This window comes from Acidovorax sp. HMWF018, assembly GCF_003061035.1.
GTDB lineage: Bacteria > Pseudomonadota > Gammaproteobacteria > Burkholderiales > Burkholderiaceae_C > Acidovorax > Acidovorax delafieldii.
Map to the genome: position 1 here is coordinate 5409 of NZ_QAIM01000127.1, position 20680 is coordinate 26088.

General features: G+C 64.5%; 18 protein-coding genes. 6 read left to right on the forward strand and 12 right to left on the reverse strand.

Going from position 1 to position 20680, the window contains the following annotated elements; translation table 11 throughout:
* On the forward strand, positions 1 to 232 hold a 232-nt coding region (locus DBR23_RS30295; RefSeq protein WP_233250278.1), incomplete at its 5' end, for a hypothetical protein.
* 66 nt (positions 233 to 298) lie between these two features.
* On the opposite strand, the gene DBR23_RS04895 is transcribed toward DBR23_RS30295, so the two are convergent.
* The 8 genes from DBR23_RS04895 to scpA all read right to left on the reverse strand — a co-directional run bounded on the left by DBR23_RS04895 (position 299) and on the right by scpA (position 9174).
* Positions 299 to 688 carry a phosphopantetheine adenylyltransferase gene (locus tag DBR23_RS04895; RefSeq protein WP_108497496.1) on the reverse strand — a complete coding sequence of 130 codons (390 nt, stop codon included), beginning with the start codon at positions 686 to 688 and terminating at the stop codon, positions 299 to 301.
* A gap of 90 nt (positions 689 to 778) precedes the next feature.
* On the reverse strand, positions 779 to 1147 hold the full coding sequence (locus DBR23_RS04900; protein WP_108497497.1) for a hypothetical protein: 369 nt from the start codon (positions 1145 to 1147) through the stop codon (positions 779 to 781).
* A 30-nt stretch (positions 1148 to 1177) separates the two neighbouring features.
* Positions 1178 to 1648 carry a VOC family protein gene (locus tag DBR23_RS04905; protein ID WP_056744910.1) on the reverse strand — a complete coding sequence of 157 codons (471 nt, stop codon included), beginning with the start codon at positions 1646 to 1648 and terminating at the stop codon, positions 1178 to 1180.
* 280 nt (positions 1649 to 1928) lie between these two features.
* On the reverse strand, positions 1929 to 3977 hold the full coding sequence (locus tag DBR23_RS04910) for an acetyl/propionyl/methylcrotonyl-CoA carboxylase subunit alpha (RefSeq protein ID WP_108497498.1): 2049 nt from the start codon (positions 3975 to 3977) through the stop codon (positions 1929 to 1931).
* Positions 3978 to 3986: 9 nt separating this feature from the next.
* Entirely contained in the window at positions 3987 to 4397 is a 411-nt protein-coding gene (gene imm45, locus DBR23_RS04915) for an Imm45 family immunity protein (RefSeq protein ID WP_108497499.1), read from the reverse strand.
* Positions 4398 to 4412: 15 nt separating this feature from the next.
* The gene (locus DBR23_RS04920) at positions 4413 to 5945 is read right to left on the reverse strand and encodes an acyl-CoA carboxylase subunit beta (protein ID WP_056062687.1); all 1533 of its coding nucleotides are present in this window, start codon (positions 5943 to 5945) and stop codon (positions 4413 to 4415) included.
* Between the two features lie 35 nt (positions 5946 to 5980).
* Positions 5981 to 7009: a methylmalonyl Co-A mutase-associated GTPase MeaB gene (gene meaB / locus DBR23_RS04925; protein ID WP_108497500.1), complete on the reverse strand. Its 1029-nt coding sequence runs from the start codon at positions 7007 to 7009 to the stop codon at positions 5981 to 5983.
* Complete coding sequence (scpA, locus tag DBR23_RS04930; protein ID WP_056062678.1) at positions 7006 to 9174, reverse strand: methylmalonyl-CoA mutase; 2169 nt, start codon at positions 9172 to 9174, stop codon at positions 7006 to 7008. The genes meaB and scpA overlap by 4 nt, the downstream gene beginning before the upstream one ends.
* Before the next feature lie 143 nt (positions 9175 to 9317).
* Here scpA and DBR23_RS04935 point away from each other — a divergent pair, with 143 nt between their 5' ends.
* Positions 9318 to 9953 (forward strand): GntR family transcriptional regulator, encoded by a 636-nt coding sequence (locus tag DBR23_RS04935; protein ID WP_108497501.1) that lies wholly within the window; start codon positions 9318 to 9320, stop codon positions 9951 to 9953.
* 67 nt (positions 9954 to 10020) lie between these two features.
* Here the strand turns inward: DBR23_RS04935 and DBR23_RS04940 are convergent, their stop codons facing one another.
* Entirely contained in the window at positions 10021 to 11187 is a 1167-nt protein-coding gene (locus DBR23_RS04940) for a GGDEF domain-containing protein (RefSeq protein ID WP_056062674.1), read from the reverse strand.
* 291 nt (positions 11188 to 11478) lie between these two features.
* On the opposite strand from DBR23_RS04940, the gene DBR23_RS04945 reads away from it, so the two are divergent.
* A complete protein-coding gene (locus DBR23_RS04945) occupies positions 11479 to 13341 on the forward strand; it encodes a long-chain fatty acid--CoA ligase (RefSeq protein WP_108497502.1) in 1863 nt (620 codons plus the stop codon).
* Between the two features lie 22 nt (positions 13342 to 13363).
* Here the strand turns inward: DBR23_RS04945 and DBR23_RS04950 are convergent, their stop codons facing one another.
* Positions 13364 to 14485, reverse strand: coding sequence for a saccharopine dehydrogenase family protein (locus DBR23_RS04950; protein WP_108497503.1), 1122 nt, complete (start codon positions 14483 to 14485; stop codon positions 13364 to 13366).
* Positions 14486 to 14653: 168 nt separating this feature from the next.
* Here DBR23_RS04950 and DBR23_RS04955 point away from each other — a divergent pair, with 168 nt between their 5' ends.
* Complete coding sequence (locus tag DBR23_RS04955) at positions 14654 to 15103, forward strand: Lrp/AsnC family transcriptional regulator (protein WP_108497504.1); 450 nt, start codon at positions 14654 to 14656, stop codon at positions 15101 to 15103.
* A gap of 178 nt (positions 15104 to 15281) precedes the next feature.
* Here the strand turns inward: DBR23_RS04955 and DBR23_RS04960 are convergent, their stop codons facing one another.
* The gene (locus tag DBR23_RS04960; RefSeq protein WP_108497508.1) at positions 15282 to 15869 is read right to left on the reverse strand and encodes a lysophospholipid acyltransferase family protein; all 588 of its coding nucleotides are present in this window, start codon (positions 15867 to 15869) and stop codon (positions 15282 to 15284) included.
* A gap of 322 nt (positions 15870 to 16191) precedes the next feature.
* On the opposite strand from DBR23_RS04960, the gene DBR23_RS04965 reads away from it, so the two are divergent.
* Both DBR23_RS04965 and dusA read left to right on the forward strand, forming a co-directional pair.
* Positions 16192 to 17361: an alkane 1-monooxygenase gene (locus DBR23_RS04965; RefSeq protein ID WP_108497505.1), complete on the forward strand. Its 1170-nt coding sequence runs from the start codon at positions 16192 to 16194 to the stop codon at positions 17359 to 17361.
* 251 nt (positions 17362 to 17612) lie between these two features.
* Complete coding sequence (gene dusA, locus DBR23_RS04970) at positions 17613 to 18650, forward strand: tRNA dihydrouridine(20/20a) synthase DusA (RefSeq protein ID WP_108497506.1); 1038 nt, start codon at positions 17613 to 17615, stop codon at positions 18648 to 18650.
* Here the strand turns inward: dusA and DBR23_RS32180 are convergent.
* The coding region (locus DBR23_RS32180; protein WP_304466197.1) for a bifunctional diguanylate cyclase/phosphodiesterase at positions 18643 to 20680 on the reverse strand (2038 nt) is incomplete at its 5' end. The genes dusA and DBR23_RS32180 overlap by 8 nt on opposite strands.

Below are 20680 nucleotides of genomic sequence, written 5' to 3' on the forward strand. Positions count from 1 at the left end.
CACACAAGGCGCCACTCCAGAGTCTTCCGGAGCACCGCCCTGCATCGCTATCACCATGATTTTGAAGGAGATTTCGGCACAACTGCTCTCAACATGGTCACAAAAGGTGCCACTATTTCCCCGTGCTCAACAGTCGCCATCTCACTGTGCGAGAACGGTAAAAAAGCCGACTGTTGACCACTTTAGAGAGCATGTTGAAACCACCACCAAAACCGCCAAAGCAACGCGCTGACAACCGGCGGCTTTGGCTTCTATCTTTCAGCCCGTGCCACCTCGCAGGCTCCGACGTTCATGAAAGTTAGCCGCTCGTTGCACCCCGGCCAGACCAGCTCAAGGCCCCAGCGCCCGCCACCAGGCACGCCAGGGCCAGGCCATCAGCCACCACCACGCGCTGCAAATGCGCATTGAAGCCGCCGGTGAGCCATGCAAGCAGCAAGAAAGAAAGGGTGCTGACCGCGCCAACGAACAGGCCCAACCACTGGTAGCCGGGCTTGAACGCCGCCATCATGCAGAGCCCACCCACGATGCCGAACAGCACAGCGCGGTGCCGCAGCAGGATGAGCGTGTTCGGATCGGAAGGGGCCACGCCGTAGAGTCTGGCCAAGTGCTCTGCGCCGAGCACGCCGATCAAGGGAATCAGGTGAATGGCACCTGCGAGCAGCAAGGCCAGAGAAGCAATTTTTTGCATGGGCAGGCGACACCAAAGACAAGGTGCCGCCGTTGTAGCCCCCGCCGGGCCCGGTGACCATGACGCCCCAGGTCATGGACGCCGCGCTGTTCAGCGCCCCAGCATCTGCTCCAGCGCCTCGCGGATGGCGCGGGGCTTGTTGTCTGCGTCGTCGATGGCAGAACAGCTCGGACTGTGCTCCACCTCAGCGCCGCTACTGCCGACGCGACCGAACAGGCGCTCACAGTCACATCGCAGGGAGGCCAGCGTCTTGCGGGACTGCTGGTGTTTCACTTCCGCCACCCAACAGCGGTCCGCGCAGCCGCAGGACCGGTACTGCAGGGTTTCTCCCGGCCGGCCCCAGTCAAGCGGATAGGCACCCGTGCCACCTGCAGCCCCACCGCCCTGCCCTGCCAGTGCGAGGACCAGCAGGGCGCTCACCTTGGCGCCGGCCAGCAACGTACGCGGGAGCGAAACCATGGGGGCGACAGCGGGCTGTGATGGTAGGGTTCAGCCCAGCGCGGCAATCACGTCCGCCGGTGCCTGCACAAGTTCGATCAACACGCCTTCGCCCGCAATTGGAAACTCGTCATTGCTCTTAGGGTGCAAAAACGTGATGTCGTAGCCCGCCGCCCCCTTGCGTATACCGCCGGGCGCAAAGCGTACGCCTTTGGCCGTGAGCCATTCCACCGCCTTGGGCAAGTCATCGATCCACAGGCCGATGTGGTTGAGCGGCGTCGTGTGCACGGCGGGCTTCTTGTCGATGTCCAGCGGCTGCATGATGTCCACCTCCACCTTGAAGGCGCCTTTGCCCATGGCCAAGATGTCTTCATCGACGTTCTCGCGCTCGCTCTGGAAAGTGCCGGTCTGTTCGAGGCCCAGCATGTCCACCCACAGCGTCTTCATCCGCTGCTTGTCGGTGCCGCCAATGGCCACCTGCTGGATACCCAGGACCTTGAAGGGGCGTGGGGTTGTGCTCATGATTACTCCTGATTTGATAGCTGCCAGCGCATATTCTTCTAGCGCTAGTGGCCAAAAAGACTAAAAAAGGGGCGCAAGGCCCCTCTGGATGGGTTGTGGGACCCTTGGGATCCTCTGCACGAATCAGCGCGCCGTGTGCATCAGCGGCCTCGGGCGGTCTGCAGCGTTGCAAATACTCGCAATAGCTACGGCTATTGCTGCGTTTTGCGCCTTGCAGCCCCTCCCGATCCGCTGCGCTCACTTGGCCAGCGAGATTCGTGCAGAGAATCCCTTGGCGGGATCACTGGAATTCCAGGATCACCTGGTCCACCGCCAGCGACTCACCCTTGCCCGCCGTGATCTTCCCCACCACGCCATCTTGCGCGGCGAAGAGGATGTTCTCCATCTTCATGGCCTCGATCACCGCCAGCTTTTCACCAGCCTGCACCTTCTGGCCCGGCTGCACCGCCACATCGACCAGCAGGCCGGGCATGGGCGAGAGCAGGAACTTGGACAGATCTGGCGGCGCCTTGAAGGGCATCAGCTTGTGCAGCCGCGCGCCCAGCGGCGACAGCACCAGCGCATCGATCTGCGTGCCGTTGTGCGCAATGCGCAGCGCCAGCGGGTTCTTGCCCACGCCGCGCTCCACCTGGGCCGTGAAGCCCTGGCCGTTGCATGCGCCTTGCACGCGGATCTGGCCCAGCGTGGCGGTGCTACTGATCTGATAGCTATTACCGCCCACGCTGATTGCGCTGGAGCCCGATTTGTCTTCAAAGTCGGACACCGTCACCTCGTGGTGCTGGTTCTGCCCTTCGGCGCCCAGCGTGACCACCACAAACTGCTCGCCCACCTTCACCTCATGCCCGGCCAGTTGGCCGCTGATGCCGGAGGCGCGTGCTCGGTAGCGGCGGTTCATGAACGCGGCCAGCGCCACCAGGAACAGCGGGTCGCTGTGCGGCACATCTTCGGCGTGGAAGCCCTTGCCGTAGTTCTCGGCGATGAAGCCGGTGTTGAAGTCGCCCGTCACGAACTTGGGGTGCGCCAGCAGCGCGGCCTGGAACGGGATGTTGCTGCTGATGCCGCGAATCACAAAGCCGTTCAGCGCCGCGCGCATCTTGGCAATGGCATCGTTGCGGTCCGTGCCGTGCACGATGAGCTTGGCGATCATCGAGTCGTAGTACATGGGGATCTCGCCACCCTCGTACACGCCCGTGTCCACCCGCACGCCCAGCTTCTTGCTGGTGTCGGACTGGAACATGGTCTCCTCCGGCGGCTGAAAACGCACCAGGCGACCCGTGGATGGCAGGAAATTGCGGAACGGGTCTTCGGCGTTGATGCGGCACTCAATGGCCCAGCCGTCGCGCTTCACATCGGCTTGCGTGAGGGGCAGCTTCTCGCCCGCCGCCACGCGGATCATCAGCTCCACCAGGTCGAGGCCGGTGATGCACTCCGTCACCGGGTGCTCCACCTGCAGGCGGGTGTTCATCTCCAGGAAGTAGAAGTCCTGGTCCTTGCCAACCACGAACTCCACCGTGCCCGCGCTCTGGTACTTCACGGCCTTGGCCAGTTGCACCGCCTGCTCGCCCATGGCCTTGCGGGTGGCGTCGCTGATGAAGGGCGATGGCGCCTCTTCGATCACCTTCTGATGGCGGCGCTGGATGGAGCACTCGCGCTCGTTCAGGTAGATCACGTTGCCGTGCGAATCGCCCAGCACCTGGATCTCAATGTGGCGTGGCTCCTGCACAAACTTCTCGATGAAGATGCGGTCGTCGCCAAAGCTGTTGCGGGCTTCGTTCTGGCAGCTGGCAAAGCCTTCAAACGCTTCCTTGTCGTTGAACGCCACGCGCAGACCCTTGCCGCCGCCGCCGGCCGAGGCCTTGATCATCACGGGGTAGCCAATGCCCTTGGCGATCTCCACCGCCTGCTCAGGGCCCGCGATGGCGTCGTTGTAGCCAGGGATGGTGTTGACCTTGGCCTCGTTGGCCAGCTTCTTGGACGCGATCTTGTCGCCCATGGCCGCAATCGAATGCGCCTTGGGGCCGATGAAGGCAATGCCCTCGTCTTCGCAGCGCTTGGCAAAGGCTTCGTTCTCGGACAGGAAGCCATAGCCGGGGTGCACCGCTTGCGCGCCGGTCTGCTTGCAGGCCGCAATGATCTTGTCGGCCAGCAGGTACGACTCGCGGCTCGGCGCCGCACCAATGTGCACGGCCTCGTCGGCCAGCTTGACGTGGCGGGCTTCCTTGTCGGCGTCGGAGTAGACGGCCACAGTCTTGATGCCCATCTTGCGGGCAGTAGCGATGACGCGGCAGGCGATTTCGCCACGGTTGGCGATGAGAATTTTTGTAAACATTGCTTTGCCCTACTCAACTTGGAGATCCAGCGAAGCGGCGGCTTCGCGGTGGTTGATACACATATTGCTTGGGTATTGAGGAATCACCAGCACTTGCTCCACCGAGCATTCTGGATAGATCCATCGTCCCCAATTCGCCCTGAGCCATTCAACAGACAAAGAGCTTGCGTCAGGCTGAAACTTCGCTTCCAGAGGAAGTTCGATCAGCGTGAGCCCAGCTTTTTGCCCTGTACAGACAATCAAACTCAAACCGCAATCGGAGACCCGTGACTCCAGACACATCAAATCAACGACTGGCTCGTATGGCCACTGAGCAGCCGTAATTCGAAGCACAGTTCCGCGCCAAAGCCCTGGCACCACCAACTGCGACAGCGGCTGCCAATCGGCGCGAATTTGAGGCTGAAGATCAGCGGTGTCCATGCTCAAGCTCTCAGATCACAGCGGAATGTTGCCGTGCTTGCGCCATGGGTTTTCCAGTTTCTTATCGCGCAGCATCACCAGCGACCGGCAGATGCGCTTGCGTGTCTCGTGCGGCAGGATCACGTCGTCGATAAAGCCGCGTGCACCGGCCACAAACGGATTGGCAAAACGCTGCTTGTACTCGGCCTCGCGCGCGGCCAGCTTCACGGGGTCGTTCTTGTCTTCGCGGAAGATGATTTCCACCGCGCCCTTGGCGCCCATCACCGCAATCTCGGCGTTGGGCCAGGCCAGGTTCACGTCGCCGCGCAGGTGTTTGGAGCTCATCACGTCGTACGCGCCACCGTAGGCCTTGCGGGTGATGACGGTGATCTTGGGCACCGTGCACTCGGCGTATGCGTATAGCAGCTTGGCGCCGTGCTTGATGATGCCGCCGTACTCCTGGCTGGTGCCGGGCATGAAGCCAGGCACGTCCACAAACGTGACCACTGGGATGTTGAACGCGTCGCAGAAGCGCACAAAGCGCGCGGCCTTGATGCTGGACTTGATGTCCAGGCAACCGGCCAGCACCAGCGGCTGGTTGGCCACAATGCCCACGGTCTGACCTTCCATGCGGGCAAAGCCGATGAGGATGTTCTTGGCGTACTCGGGCTGCAGCTCGAAGAAGTCCCCGTCGTCCACGGTCTTGAGGATCAGCTCCTTCATGTCGTAGGGCTTGTTGGGGTTCTCGGGCACCAGGGTGTCCAGGCTCAGGTCCATGCGGTCGGCCGGGTCGTTGCTGGGGCGCACCGGGGCTTTTTCGCGGTTGTTGAGCGGCAGGTAGTTGTATAGGCGGCGCAGCATCATCAGCGCCTCCACGTCGTTCTCAAACGCCATGTCGGCCACACCGCTCTTGGTGGTGTGCGTCACGGCGCCGCCCAGTTCCTCGGCCGTCACTTCTTCGTGGGTCACGGTCTTGACCACCTCGGGGCCGGTCACGAACATGTAGCTCGAATCCTTGACCATGAAGATGAAGTCCGTCATGGCGGGCGAGTACACGGCGCCACCGGCGCTGGGGCCCATGATCATGCTGATCTGTGGAATCACGCCGCTGGCCAGCACGTTCTTCTGGAACACGTCGGCATAGCCACCGAGGGACGCGACGCCTTCCTGGATGCGGGCGCCGCCGGAGTCGTTGAGGCCGATGACCGGTGCGCCGACCTTCATCGCCTGGTCCATCACCTTGCAGATCTTCTCGGCGTGGGTTTCGCTGAGTGCACCGCCGAACACCGTGAAATCCTGGCTGAACACGAACACCAGGCGGCCATTGATCATGCCGTAGCCCGTCACCACACCGTCGCCGGGGATCTTGTTGTCCTCCATGCCAAAGTCGGTGCAGCGGTGCTCGACAAACATGTCCCATTCTTCGAACGTGCCGTCGTCCAGCAGCAGCTCGATGCGCTCGCGCGCCGTGAGCTTGCCCTTGGCGTGCTGCGCATCGATGCGCTTTTGCCCGCCGCCCAGGCGTGCCAGCGCACGCTTTTTCTCCAGTTGATCCAGGATGTCTTGCATGGTCGTCCTTTGGTGAATGGGTTGGTGTCTACTATTTATTTGATAGCTGCTTGCGCTTGATTGGATTGCGCTAGGAGCAAATTACGTGCTGCAGTCGATGCCGCAATGCGCCCTGCTGCCACATCGGCCTGCATTTGCGGCAGCAGCTCGCGCACCTGCGGGTGCTGGCGAAACGCGAGCTTGAGGCCTGCGTCGATGCGCTCCCACATCCAGGACAGCGCCTGCTTCTCGCGCCGCGTGGCCAGGCGGCCGTTGGCGGTTTGCAGTTGGCGGAACTGCGTGACGGCGCCCCAGAAGCTGTCTACGCCCTGCCCCAGCAGCGCGCTGATTTGCACGACTTTCGGGTGCCACAGCGTTTCGTCGTGGTGAGCGTTCTCGGGGTTGCCGTGCTGGCTGAGCAGGCGCAGGCTCGACGTGATCTGCGCCTCGGCCCGTGTTGCGGCGTTCTTGTCGATGTCGGCCTTGTTGATGACCACCAGATCGGCAATCTCCATCACGCCCTTCTTGATGGCCTGCAGGTCATCGCCCGCGTTGGGCAGCTGCATCAGCACAAACATGTCCGTCATGCCCGCCACCGCGATCTCGCTCTGGCCCACGCCCACGGTCTCGACGATCACCACGTCGTAGCCTGCGGCCTCGCAGACCAGCATGGCTTCGCGGGTCTTCTCGGCCACGCCGCCCAGTGTGCCGCTGGAGGGGCTGGGGCGGATGTAGGCCTTTTCGTGCACCGACAGGTGTTCCATGCGCGTCTTGTCGCCCAGGATGGAGCCGCCCGAGACGGTGCTGGAGGGGTCGATGGTGAGCACGGCCACGCGGTGGCCCTGGGCGATCAGGTACAGGCCCAAGGCTTCGATGAAGGTGGATTTGCCTACGCCGGGCACGCCGCTGATGCCGAGGCGGAAGGCCTTGCCGGTGTGCGGGAGCAGCTGGGTCAGCAGCTCGTCGGCCTGGGCGCGATGGTCCACCCGCGTTGATTCGAGCAGCGTGATGGCTTTGGACATGGCGCGGCGTTGCACCGCCGCCGTGCCCTGCACCACCCCGTCAAGAAGCGCCGCAGGTGTCACGCCACCGCCTTGCGAATCTGCTCCAGCACATCCTTGGCGCTGGCGGGAATGGGTGTGCCGGGGCCGTACACGCCCTTCACGCCCGACTCGTACAAGAAGTCGTAGTCCTGCGCGGGGATCACCCCGCCCACAAACACGATGATGTCGTCCGCACCCTGGTCCTTGAGCGACTGAATGATGGCGGGCACCAGCGTCTTGTGGCCTGCAGCCAGCGTGCTCACGCCCACGGCGTGCACGTCGTTTTCGATGGCCTGGCGGGCACATTCCTCGGGGGTCTGGAACAGCGGGCCCATGTCCACGTCAAAGCCCAGGTCCGCAAAGGCGGTGGCCACTACCTTGGCGCCCCGGTCATGACCGTCCTGGCCCAGTTTGGCGATCATCACGCGGGGGCGGCGGCCTTGTTCTTCGGCAAAGGCGTTGATTTCGGTCTTGAGTTTGTCCCAGCCTTCGGCCGAGTCATAGGCAGCTGCGTACACACCGGTCACCTTTTGTGTATCGGCGCGGTGGCGCCCAAAAACCTTCTCCAGCGCATCGCTGATCTCGCCCACGGTGGCACGCAGACGCACAGCCTGGATGGACAAATCGAGCAGGTTGCCCTCGCCACTCTCTGCGGCGGCGGTCAGCGCATCCAGTGCTGCCTGCACCTTGGCGGCATCGCGCGTTGCACGGATCTTTTGCAGGCGAGCGATCTGGCCGTCGCGCACCTTCATGTTGTCGATCTGCAGGATGTCGACCGGGTCTTCCTTCGCCAGCTTGTACTTGTTGACGCCCACGATCACGTCCTTGCCACTGTCGATGCGCGCCTGCTTCTCGGCGGCAGCAGCTTCGATCTTGAGCTTGGCCCAGCCGCTGTCCACGGCCTGGGTCATGCCACCCATGGCCTCGACCTCTTCGATGATCTTCCAGGCCGCGTCGGCCATGTCCTGGGTCAGCTTCTCCATCATGTAGCTGCCGGCCCAGGGGTCGATCACGTTGGTGATGTGGGTCTCTTCCTGGATGATGAGCTGCGTGTTGCGCGCAATGCGGGCGCTGAACTCGGTGGGCAGCGCAATGGCTTCGTCAAAGCTGTTGGTGTGCAGGCTTTGGGTGCCGCCAAACACGGCCGCCATGGCCTCGATGGTGGTACGCACCACGTTGTTGTAGGGGTCCTGCTCGGTGAGGCTCCAGCCCGAGGTCTGGCAGTGCGTGCGCAGCATGAGGCTCTTGGGGTTCTTGGCCCCCGTGGCCTTCATGATGCGGCACCACAGCAGGCGCGCGGCGCGCATCTTGGCGACTTCGAGGTAGAAGTTCATGCCAATCGCCCAGAAGAACGACAGGCGCCCAGCGAACTCGTCCACGTCCATGCCCTTGGCGATGGCAGTCTTCACATATTCCTTGCCATCGGCCAGTGTGAAGGCCAGCTCCAGTGCCTGGTTGGCCCCGGCTTCCTGCATGTGGTAACCGCTGATCGATATCGAGTTGAACTTCGGCATATTCTTGGCCGTGTACTCGATGATGTCGCCAATGATCTTCATCGACGGCTTGGGCGGGTAGATGTAGGTGTTGCGCACCATGAACTCTTTCAGAATGTCGTTCTGAATGGTTCCGGAGAGCTTGTCTTGCGAGACGCCCTGCTCTTCTGCCGCCACCACATAGCCCGCCAGCACGGGCAGCACCGCGCCGTTCATGGTCATCGACACGGACACCTTGTCGAGCGGGATCTGGTCGAACAGGATCTTCATGTCCTCGACCGAGTCGATCGCCACCCCGGCCTTGCCCACATCGCCCGTCACGCGGGGGTGGTCGCTGTCGTAACCCCGGTGGGTGGCCAGGTCGAACGCCACACTCACGCCCTGCCCGCCCGCAGCCAGGGCCTTCCGGTAGAACGCATTGGATTCTTCGGCGGTCGAAAAACCTGCGTACTGGCGGATCGTCCAGGGCCGCACGGCATACATGGTGGCCTGGGGGCCGCGCAGGTAGGGCTCAAAACCGGGCAGCGTGTTGGCGTACGGCAGGCTGGCCGTGTCTTCGGCGGTGTACAGCGGCTTGACGGTGATGCCATCGGGCGTGACCCAGTTGAGGGCGCTGACATCGCCCCCCGGCGCCGACTTGGCTGCGGCCTTGGCCCAGGCTTCCAGCGAAGACGCGGCGAACTCTGGGGCGTTGTTGGTGGGGTTGTCACTCATGGCAAAAGCTACTCCGAAGATGGCGTTGGGGCGTCCAACACAGCGCACAGGCGGTGACCGCACAGGTGCAGTGGTGTGGCGGCGAGTTTACATCATTCATAATTATTGATTCAAAATATTCCGTCCAGCTTACAATCCACCCCATGTCTGCCCTCACCCTCACTCCCCGCGCGCTCTACGAAGAAGTGGCCGAGCAATTGCGCCAGCGCATCTTCCGGCGCGAACTGGAGCCGGGCAGCTGGATTGACGAACTCAAGATTGCCGAGGAATTCGGCATCAGCCGCACCCCCCTGCGCGAGGCGCTGAAGGTGCTGGCCGCTGAAGGCCTGGTCACGATGAAGGTGCGCCGTGGCGCCTATGTGACGGAGATGAGCGAAAAAGACCTGCGCGATGTTTACCATCTGCTCAGCCTGCTCGAGAGCGACGCCGCCGGTGTGGTGGCCGAACACGCCACCGAGGCGCAGTTGAAAACGCTGCAGGACCTGCACGCCGAGCTGGAAGCCGCTGTGGCTGATCGCGAAAAATTCTTCGCCGTCAACGAACGCTTTCACATGCACCTGCTGGAGATGGCCGACAACCGCTGGCGCAGCCAGATGGTGGCGGATCTGCGCAAGGTGATGAAGCTCAACCGCCACAACTCGCTGTTCAAGCAAGGGCGCATTGAAGATTCATTGAGCGAACACCGTGCCATCCTGGCCGCGATGGTGGCGCGTGACGCCAAGGCCACGGTCAAGGCTATGCAGGCGCACTTTGCGCAGGGGCTGGAAGCGGCGACCTGATTCTTGGCACCGGAACAGGCTGGTAGCCAGACACCGGACTTAGTGGGCATCGGGATCGATCGGGCCTTCAGAGAGCGACTTCCACCCGGTTACGCCCGGCCGCCTTGGCCGCATAAAGCGCCTCATCTGCGCGGCGCAGCAAGCTATCAAAGTGAGCGTCGTCAGCGCGAAGCACCGCCAAGCCTATCGACACCGTCAACGGCAACACCAGGTCACCCGCCGTGAACGGCGCCTGGGCGACGGCCTGGCGCAACCGCTCGCCAGCGGCAGGGGCGTCGTGCAGCTGCAGGTTGTCGAACAGCACCACAAACTCCTCCCCACCTTGCCGAGCCGGCAACTCGGCCCCCCGGCAGGCCGACCGCAGCCGCATCGCCACATGCTTGAGGGCCACATCGCCCATCTCGTGGCCGTGCTCGTCGTTGATGCGCTTGAAGTGGTCTATATCCACAATCGCCACCCCGAACCCGCCGGACGCCGGGCTGGTGCGGGCCTGCTCAAAACGCTGCAGCCCCATCTCCACCAGCGTGCGGCGGTTGGGCAGGCCGGTCAGGTAGTCGGTGGACGCTGCGCGCTCCCACTGGCGGCGGATGCGCTCCGAGCACATCAGCAAGAACGCTGTGGTGCCAATCACGGGCAAAGTGGCGGCCACCATAGGGGTGGCAATGTTCATCCAGGCTCCCGCCCCCAGCACATTGAAGGCCGGGTTCACACCCATCAACACGAAGTAGCCCGCACGGAACAGCACAAACAAGGCAACGGCCGTGAACAGGCCAGCCATCACGCGTCGGCTGCGGGCGCCGTCGCGGCGCTCCTGCGAAACCAGCACCACAATGCAGTGCACCATCAGCACCGACCAGACCACCGACACGGTCAGAATGCGCCCGCCCACGTCAGCCGTACCCAAGGTCAGCCAGAACACGGCCGCCGTGCCAAGAGCGGCGGGCACCATGATCCACAGCTTGTCCTTGAGGCCATAAAACTGCCGCAATGCACGCAGATAACCCGTGAAGCCGAACATCACCAGCGCATTGGCCAGGGCCAGGGTGTAGGCGGGCGGGTTCAGCCCCTGCGCGGCAAACAGGATGGAGCCACCGGCAAACAGCAGTGTGGCAACGCGCCAGCTGGCCGCAGCGGGCCGCATTGGCAACGGCAAGTCCTTGTGCATCAGGCCCAGAACCCCACCGTTTGCCAGCATCATGAGGGTGGCAATGAAAAAAATGGTGACAGGGTCCATGGGGTTTGCTGGTGCGGCGTTCGCGTGGCTATGGAATGGCGCGTATTGTGCCCATGGTGCCTGCAGCCCTCGACGCGCCATGTGGCGGCCGCACGCAGTGCCCGCCTCGGCATTCCATCTTTAGGAATGCACCATTTCTCACAAAGCACGCCACCGGATGGGTGCCGCAAGCTCCTGTGCTGGCTATCATCTTCGGGTTTGCCCTGATCAGGGCCCAGAATCTCCCAGTGAGGCGCTCCGGCATGCGGACGCCCCACTGAAGCCCCTCAGCGGGCACCATGCACCAGTCAGATGACCTCAGCCACCGCCCCCACCCGAATTTCCGACGTTCACACGCTGCCCCAACTACTGGCTTACCGGGTCGGCCAAACTCCCCAGGCCGACGCCTTTCGCGCATATGACACGAACCGAAAGGCTTGGCAAAGCCTGACGTGGGCGCAGACCGCAGAACGCGTGAAAGCCTGGGCCCAGGCCCTCGCCGCCATGCAGCTGCCGCCCGCGGCCCGCGTGGCCATCTTGCTGCCCAACGGCCTCAATGCCATGTGCGCAGACCAGGCCACGCTGGCCGTCGGCGGCGTGCCTGTGCCGCTGCACGCCATCGACAACCCCGGCAGCATCGCCTACATCCTGGGGGACTGCGAGGCATCGATGCTGATCGTGAGCCAGGCCGAGCAATGGGAAAAGATCCGCGCCGTGGGCACGCCCTTCCCGGCCCTGCGCGCCGTGGTGATCACTGATGACGACGACGCGTTCAAGGCCACCCCGGCGTCGGGCGACAGCCCGGCCGTGGGCTCGCTCGCACAATGGCTGACGGGCGCAGCACAAACGGACGCGTCTACCGCGGCCACAGGCCCGCAGGCCGATGACCTGGCGGCCATCGTCTACACCTCCGGCACCACCGGCAAACCCAAGGGCGTGATGCTGACCCACCGCAACGTGGTCAGCGACGTGAAGGCGGTGCTGGAGCGCATTGCACCCACGGTGGAGGACGTGTTCCTATCGTTCCTGCCGCTGTCGCACACCTTTGAGCGCACGGGCGGCTACTACCTGCCGATTGCGGCGGGCAGTTGCGTGGCCTATGCCCGCTCGGTGGCCCAGCTGGCGGAAGACCTGAAAACCATACGCCCCACCGTGCTGGTGTCGGTGCCGCGTATTTACGAGCGCATCCACGCCAAGCTGCTCGAAAAACTCTCGCCCACGCCCTGGAAGATGCGGCTGTACGAAGCCGCGCAGAAAAAGGGCTGGGCCCGGTTTTGTGCAGCCCAAGGGCTGGCTGCCCCCACACCGGACGCCAGCAGTCAGGCCCCAGGCTGGATGGCCGCCCTGCCCTGGCCCGTGCTGCAGGCCCTGGTGGCCAAGCCGCTGCTGGCCCAGTTTGGTGGCCGCGTGCGCGTGGCGGTGAGCGGCGGCGCGCCGCTGTCGCCCACCATTGCGAAGTGTTTTCTGGGTCTGGGGCTGCCGCTGATCCAGGGCTACGGCATGACCGAGACCGCACCGGTGGTGTCGGTCAACGCACTGGACGACAACGACCCCGCCTGCGTGGGCAAGGCCCTGCCCGGCGTGGAAGTGCGTATCGGCGACAACCACGAGCTGCAGGTGCGCGGCCCCATCGTGATGAAGGGCTACTGGAAGCGCCCCGAAGACACCGCACGCATCCTGAGCACCGACGGCTGGCTGGGCACCGGCGACCAGGCCGACATCGTGAATGGCCGCATCCACATCAAGGGCCGCATCAAGGAAATCATCGTCACATCCACCGGCGAAAAGATCCCGCCAGGCGACCTGGAACTGGCCCTGCTGGCCGACCCGCTGCTGGAGCAGGCCTTTGTGGTGGGCGAAAACCGCCCCTTCATCGCCTGTGTGGCCGTGCTGAATCCGGGCGAGTGGCAGCGCCTGGCGGCCGACCTGGGCCTGAACCCCCAGGCCGCTGACAGCCTGAACCACCCCAGCGTGCACCGTGCTGTGCTGGCGCGCATCGAAAAGAACACCGCCAACTTTGCCCGCTATGCCGTGCCGCGCACGGTGCACCTGACGCTCACGCCTTGGACGATTGAAAACACCTTCATGACGCCCACGCTCAAGCTCAAGCGCAACAACCTGATGGCGCACTTTGCCGAGGCCATTGAGGGCATGTACCAGAAGCCGGGGCGCTGAACCCCGGCTTGCCCAGGCTCCCTCAAAGCACCAGCTCGCCCTCCCGGGCGTAGGCGGAACCAAAGCGGTTGGCCAGAAAGTCCGCAAGCGCTACGGACTCCTGCCCGACAAAGCCCTGCTGCGGCAACTTGCCTTGCGCCACCAGGTCCAGCGCCGTGCAGATGCCTGCGGCCGTGGTGAGCTGGATGGCGCTCAGCGTGTGCCCGGCCACCAGCGTGCCCACGATACGGGCCGAGTACGAGTCCTGCACCAGCCGCCCGCCCTTGAGGCCTGATGCGGTGGCAAACACCACGATCACGTCCTGGTCCGTGGTGGGAATGGCGGTTTCCAGAATGTCCTTGAGCAGATCGCGCCGGTCGCGCAGGCGCAGGTCGTTGAGCAACAGCTTCAGGATGGCGTTGTGGCCCGGGTAGCGGATGGACTGGTAGTCCACCTGCCGCGCCTTGCCCGCCAAGGTTTCCGTCAGCGTGCCCAGGCCACCCGAGGTGTTGAAGGCCTCGTACTCCACGCCGTCCAGCGCAAAGGTTTCCAGCCCCTCCAGCGCAGGCACCGTGGTGCGCACGCCGTCCACAATGGCTTCGCAGGGGTTGCAGTACTCGTTGATGAGGCCCTCGGTACTCCAGGTCAGGTTGTAACGCAGGGCACCCTGTGGGTAGCGGGGCAGCGCCCCCACGCGCATGCGCAGCGTGTGAAGCGTGTCAAAACGCCGGGCCAGGTCGTTGCCCACGATGCCGATGAAGCCCGGGGCGAGGCCACATTGCGGCATGAGCACGCTGCGGGCGTTGGCGGCGAGGGTGCGGATGGCCTGGGTGCTGGCCACGTCCTCGGTCAGGTCAAAGTAATGCACGCCTGCGTGTGCACACAACGTGGCCACGGGCACGGCGCGATGGAACGGCAATGCGTTCAGCACGGCGAAGCGGCCGTCGATGGCGGCCTGCAGGCTCGCGTCATCTGTAGTCAATCGGGTGGAAATACCCAGAGTTGCCACCTCGGCCAGCCGCACCGGGTCGCGGTCCACCACCAGGATGTCGTAGTCGCCCGACCGCTGCAGCAAGAGCGCCATGGCAAAGCCGATGTGGCCCGCCCCCAGGATGGTGATGGGGCGGCGGGAGGTGGAGTGCGAGGAAATGTCGAAGGTGGTCATGGCAGTGCTCCCGGTAGTGCTCGCCGCACATGGCGGAGAGGTGTAGTGGATGCCTTGATGTTAGGCAACAGCGCTGTCAATGTGTAGCGCTCAAAACGTCGAAAGCTGTTCTTTGATTTGCCATAACGGCGAATATGATGGTCGTTATGACTTATTGAGGAAATGTGCATGACCCAGGCCCTGGATGACACCGACCGGCAACTGCTCAGCCTGCTGCGGGCCAATGCGCGCGAGGGCACGGCCACGCTGGCGCGCAAGCTTGGCCTGGCCCGCACCACCGTGGTGGCGCGCATCGCGCGGCTGGAGCGTTCGGGTGTGGTGGCTGGCTACGGGGTGCGGCTGGGTACACGGCTTGACGCCACCACCGTGCGGGCCTGGTGCAGCATCAGCGTGCTGCCCAAGGCAGCACCCGCCGTGCTGCGCGCGCTGGAAGCCATGCCCGAGGTTGAAGAGGTGTCGGCCGTGAGCGGGCCGTTTGACTACCTGGTGTTCTTGCGCTGTGCCAGCCACGAGCAGCTCGACACCCTGCTAGACAAGGTCGGCCAGTTGGATGGCGTGCACCAGACGCAAACCAGCATCGTGCTCAGCCGCAAGATCGACCGACGACAGGTAGGGTGACATCCCCCTGAGCGGCTTACGCCGCTTCCCCCTTCTCTCGACTCGCTGCGCGATTCGGGACGGGGACGCTGCGCCAATAGCCACCAGCGCGCTCAAAATCAAACGCTGAATGCTATGGATACTGAAGCTACCAGCGCTTATCTGTCAAGCGATGGTGGCTATTTTTACAACCAGTGAATCAGGCCTCGAACTGCGTCGGGTTCTTGCCCCGGATCGGCGCATAAAACGCCTTGATGCGCGCCATGTCACGATCCACATCCCCCGTGGGCTCGAACACCGGGCCCAGGCCGCCGACCTTGCGGCCATAGTCCACAAACGCGAGCACGATGGGCACGCCCGCCTGCTGGGCGATGAAGTAAAAACCCGTCTTCCAGTGCCGCGTCTTGCCCCGCGTGCCCTCGGGCGGCACGATGAGCTGCATGGGACCGTCAGCATCGCGCATGGCCTGGGCCGAGCTGGCGACCAGGTTGTTGGCCTGGCTGCGGTCCACCGGGATGCCCCCCAGCCAGCGCATCACCCCGCCAAACGGCGCCTTGAACAGGCTGTGCTTGCCCATCCAGTACACGCGCAGGCGCAGAGAGAACGCCAGCATCAGCGTGTACGGCAAGTCCCAGTTGCTGGTGTGGGGTGCGGCGATCAGCACGCTTTTGGCGGCATGGTCTGGCAAGGCGCCCTCGACCTTCCAGCCGGTGATGCGCAGGGTGAAGCGGGAAAAAGCGCGCAGGAGCGTGTTGACAACCGGCGTGTCAAAAATGGTGTGGTGCATGGGAAAAGGGGTGACAGAACGGAGCCCGGGGCGCTGACCCAGGCAGTGGGCGCTTGGCTCCACAGGCATCGAGAGCGCCGCGAGTATCGCTGATCGTGCCAATGTCCCACCTTGACGCAAGGCAAAGTGGAGCCGCCGCCGCTTGCATGCGCCCCTGCAGATTACTCCCAATTTCATAGCACTCAGGGCAAACATCACTAGCGCTACCAGCCATTTTTGCTTCAATTGCCGGAGCAAAGGCGCCATGCCAAATAAAACTGGCGTTGGATCTCCACCGGTCCAGAATGCGCCACCAGCAGGTCCGCGTTGTCGCTGCCGCCCCATGCTGCCAACCCTATTGCCCACCACCCCGCCCTACCGCGACCGCAAGCGGTACGCATGGCTGCTGTCCCTGGTGGTGCCCTGCACTGTCGGCGTAGGCCCGGCACTGATGGCATGGACCGGCGAACCGCTGGTGCTGTGGGCGCCGGTGGCGTTTTTCTACCTCGTCGCCCCGTTGCTCGACGGGATGCTGGGCGTGGACCAGAGCAACCCGCCCGAATCCGCTGTGCCTGCGCTCGAAGACGACCGCTACTACCGCCGCATCACCTTCCTGCTGGTGCCGGTGCTTTGGGCGGCCTTCATCTTCAGCGCCTGGTGGGTGGCCACGCAGCCCCTGCCCTGGCATGGCGTGCTGGCGATGGTGCTGACCACGGGCACGGTGGGCGGGTTCTGCATCAATCTAGGGCACGAGCTGTGCCACAAGAACACGCCGCTGGAGCGCTGGCTGGCCAAGCTGGTGCTGGCGCCCACCGCCTACGGGCACTTCTTCATCGAACACAACCGGGGCCACCACCGCGACGTGGCCACCCCGGCCGACCCGGCCTCGTCGCGCATGGGCGAGTCCATCTACCGCTTTGTGCTGCGCGAGATGCCCGGCGCCGCACGCCGCGCCTGGGCGCTGGAAAAAGACAGCCTGGCCCGCCAGCACCTGCCGTTGCTGTCGTGGCACAACGAGATCCTGCAGCCAGCGCTCATCACGGCGCTGCTGTGGGCGGGGCTGGCACTCTGGCTGGGCGTGGTCATCCTGCCGTTTTTACTGGTGGCGTCTTTCTGGGCCAACTTTCAGCTCACCTCGGCCAACTATGTCGAGCACTACGGGCTGCTGCGCCGCAAGGACGCCAGCGGCCGCTACGAACCCTGCCGCCCCCAGCACTCGTGGAACAGCAACCACGTGTTCTCCAACTGGGCCCTGTTCCATCTGCAGCGGCACTCTGACCACCACGCGCATCCGCTGCGCCGCTACCAGTCTCTGCGGCACTTTGACGATGTGCCGCAGCTGCCCATCGGCTACTTCGGCATGTTCACGCTGGCCTATGTGCCGCCCCTGTGGCGCCGCGTGATGGACCCGCGCCTGCTGGCCCAGGTGGGGCGCGACGCCGCCCACATCAACATCGACCCGCGCCAGCGGGCCGCGATCGTGCGGAAATACGGGTTGCAGGACCTGGGATAGAACGAGTGTGAATGCGCTGGCGACCGGGCACGAGCCCCCTGCGGGCCGACAACCGCCCCTCCAACACTCCTCTATTGATAGCACCCAGAACAATCGGCACTAGCACCTGCGCCCGTTCTGACCCAAAACCCTCCGCTGGCGCCCCTCACGCAGCCAGTGGGATAATGCGGGTTTTGCACCTGCAGCCCCGCAGCGCCCCCCGACCAGAGGGGCGTTCTGCTGCAGAACATTCCCCTCCCCGCCTTCGCTGTTTGCCTGTGGAAACCACCCTGAGCCCCTGGCGCATGTCCGTCGCCCCCATGATGGACTGGACTGACCGCCACTGCCGTTACTTTCACCGGCTGCTGACGCGCCAGACCCTGCTGTACACCGAGATGGTGAACGCGGGCGGCATCCTGTATGGCGGCACCGAGCGCCACCTGCGCTTCAACGCCGAAGAGCACCCCGTGGCCCTGCAGCTGGGCGGCAACGAGCCCGAAAAGCTCGCCCAGGCCGCCAGGCTGGGTGAGGAATGGGGCTACGACGAAATCAACCTGAACTGCGGTTGCCCCAGCGACCGCGTGCAGCGCGGTGCCTTTGGCGCCAGCCTGATGAAAGCCCCCCAGCTGGTGGCCGACGGCGTCAAGGCCATGAAGGACTTGGTTAGCGTGCCCGTCACCGTCAAGCACCGCATCGGCATCGACAAGGTGGAGGACTACGGCTTTGTGCGCGACTTCGTCGGCACAGTGGCCGAGGCCGGGTGCACCGTGTTCATCGTGCATGCGCGCAACGCGTGGCTGCAGGGCCTCTCCCCCAAGGAAACCCGCGACATCCCGCCGCTGCGCTACGAGGTGGTCCACCGCCTCAAGGCCGAGTTTCCACAGTTCACCATCGCCATCAACGGCGGTATCACCGCCGACGCGGTGGTGCAGGAGCAGCTGCAACACCTGGACGGCGTGATGATCGGCCGCGAGGCGTACCACAACCCCTGGTGGTTGGCGCGCTGGGACCAGCTCTACTACGGCGGCGCCCCCTGCCCCCTGACCCGCGAGGAAGTGGAGCTGGCGATGGTGGAATACATGGAGCGCGAGGCCGCACAGCACGGCACCCCCTGGCCCCACATCGCCCGCCACATGCTGGGCCTGCGCCACAGCCTGCCCGGCGCCCGTATCTGGCGCCAGGTGTGGAGCAACCATCTGCTCAAGGACCGCCCCGCGCGGGAAGTGCATGCGCTGGCGATGCAGGCGTATGCCAGTGGAGCGTCGGAGCCCAGCGCTGAGCCCGCAACACTGGACTCCGTGACTACTTAGTCAGCCGTCCCACCCAGGCCGCCAGCGGCTCGGGCCGTCCGAAGAGGTAGCCCTGCAGGCACTCGCACTGGCTTTCGACCAGAAAGTCGGCCTGTGCGCGTGTCTCCACCCCCTCGGCCACCACGCGCAGGTTGAGATGGCGGGCCACCGAGATGATGGACTGCACGATGGCCGTGTCATTGGGGTCGTCGGGCGTGTCGTCCACAAAGCTCTTGTCGATCTTGAGCTCGTAGAGCGGGAGCCGCTTGAGGTAGGCCAGGCTCGAATAGCCGGTGCCAAAGTCGTCGATGGAGAAGCGCACGCCCAGCTGCACGATCTCGGTCATGCGGGCGATGGTGTCATCCAGGTCTTCGATGAGCAGGCTTTCGGTCACCTCCAGGATCAGGTGGGCCGGGTTGGCGCCGGTGTGGGCCAAGATGTGGCGCACGCGCTCCACAAAGTCGTCCTGGCGGAACTGCCGCTCGCTCACGTTGACGGACAGCGATAGCGCGTGCCCTGCCACCTGCAAGCGTGCCAGGGTCTCACAGGCCTGCTGGATCATCCAGTCGCCCATGCGCAGGATGAGGCCCGAGGCCTCGGCGATGGGGATGAAGCGGCTGGGCGGGACGTTGCCGCGCACGGGGTGGTCCCAGCGCATCAGCAGCTCGCCGCCCACGACGTTGCCCGCAGCGTCCACCTGGTTTTGCACAAAGGCGGCCAACTGGCCCAGGGTTTGCGCTTTTTTCAGGTCCTGCTCCAGCGCCAGGCGCTCCTGCACGTCGGCCTGCATCGCGGCTTCGTAAAAGCGGATGCGGTTGCGACCCAGGTCCTTGGCACGGTACATGGCCGTGTCGGCCTCCCGCAGAAGGTCTTCCACACCCTCGCCCCGCTTGGGGAAAAGCGTGATGCCGATGCTGCCGGTGGTGCTGTAGAGGTGGGTGTCGATGGTGTAAGGCGCTTCCAGTGCTGTGCGCATTTCTTCGGCCACCAGCAGCGCAGCGCGCCCGGCGGACTCCATGTCCGACGCCACGTTGTGGACCAGCACCACAAACTCGTCGCCGCCCAGGCGCGCCACGGTGTCGCCCGGGCGTTGCAGCTGCGTGAGCCGCTGGGCCACCTGCATGAGCAGCATGTCGCCCACCGTGTGGCCCCGTGCATCGTTGATCTGCTTGAAGTTGTCCAGGTCGATGTAGAGCACCGCCCCCACCTGGGCGGCCTTCAGAGCGTTGGCCAGCGCATGTTCCATGCGGTCCAGCAGCATGCGCCGGTTGGGCAGGCCGGTGAGCGCGTCAAAGTAAGCCAGCTGGTGTGAGCGCGCCTCGGCCTGCTTGCGCTCGGTGATGTCGCGCGACAGCGCAATGAAGCGGGGTTCGTCGCCAGGCGCAGCACTCTCCTTGCGCGCAATCGACAACTCGAACCAGTGGGGCACCCCGCCCAGCTCCAGCCGGAACTGGTGGCCTGACGAGTACCCGGTCTGGTGGGCCGCTTGCAGCGCCGCATGGCAGCCGGCAGCGGCTTCGGGGGGGACCACATCGCGCAGCAGGCGGCCCAGAAACATCTCTGGCGGCACCGCCAGCTCTCCCGATCGTGCCGACCGGTAGTGGTGGATGCAGCCGTCCAGCCCCAGTTCGAACAACAGATCAGGAATGGCGCTGAGCGTGCTCTCCAGATCATCCCGGGTGGCGCGCAGTTCGGCCGTCATGTCGCGCGCCAGTGCCACCGCACGCTCGCGCCCCGTGGCCAGCAGCCAGGTGAACCACGCAAGGATCAGGCTCAGCACCGTTCCCAACAGCGCCACCGGGTGGTGCCCATCGTCCTGAAAGCGCTGCACAAAGCCCGGTAGTGGGGCCATGTGCAAGGTCCAGCGGCGCCCGCCCAGCTCCAGCTCGCGCCGCGCCTGCAACGCCGGAGCGCCAGCGCCCTGGGCCGGTGTCTTCAGGTTGCTGAACAGCAGCGCGCCCGCTACGGCACCGGCATCTCCTGGTCCGGTGCCGGGGGATGCCGCACCCGCGCCCGGGGTGCTGTCGGTGATCTGCAGGCCGATGTCGGCG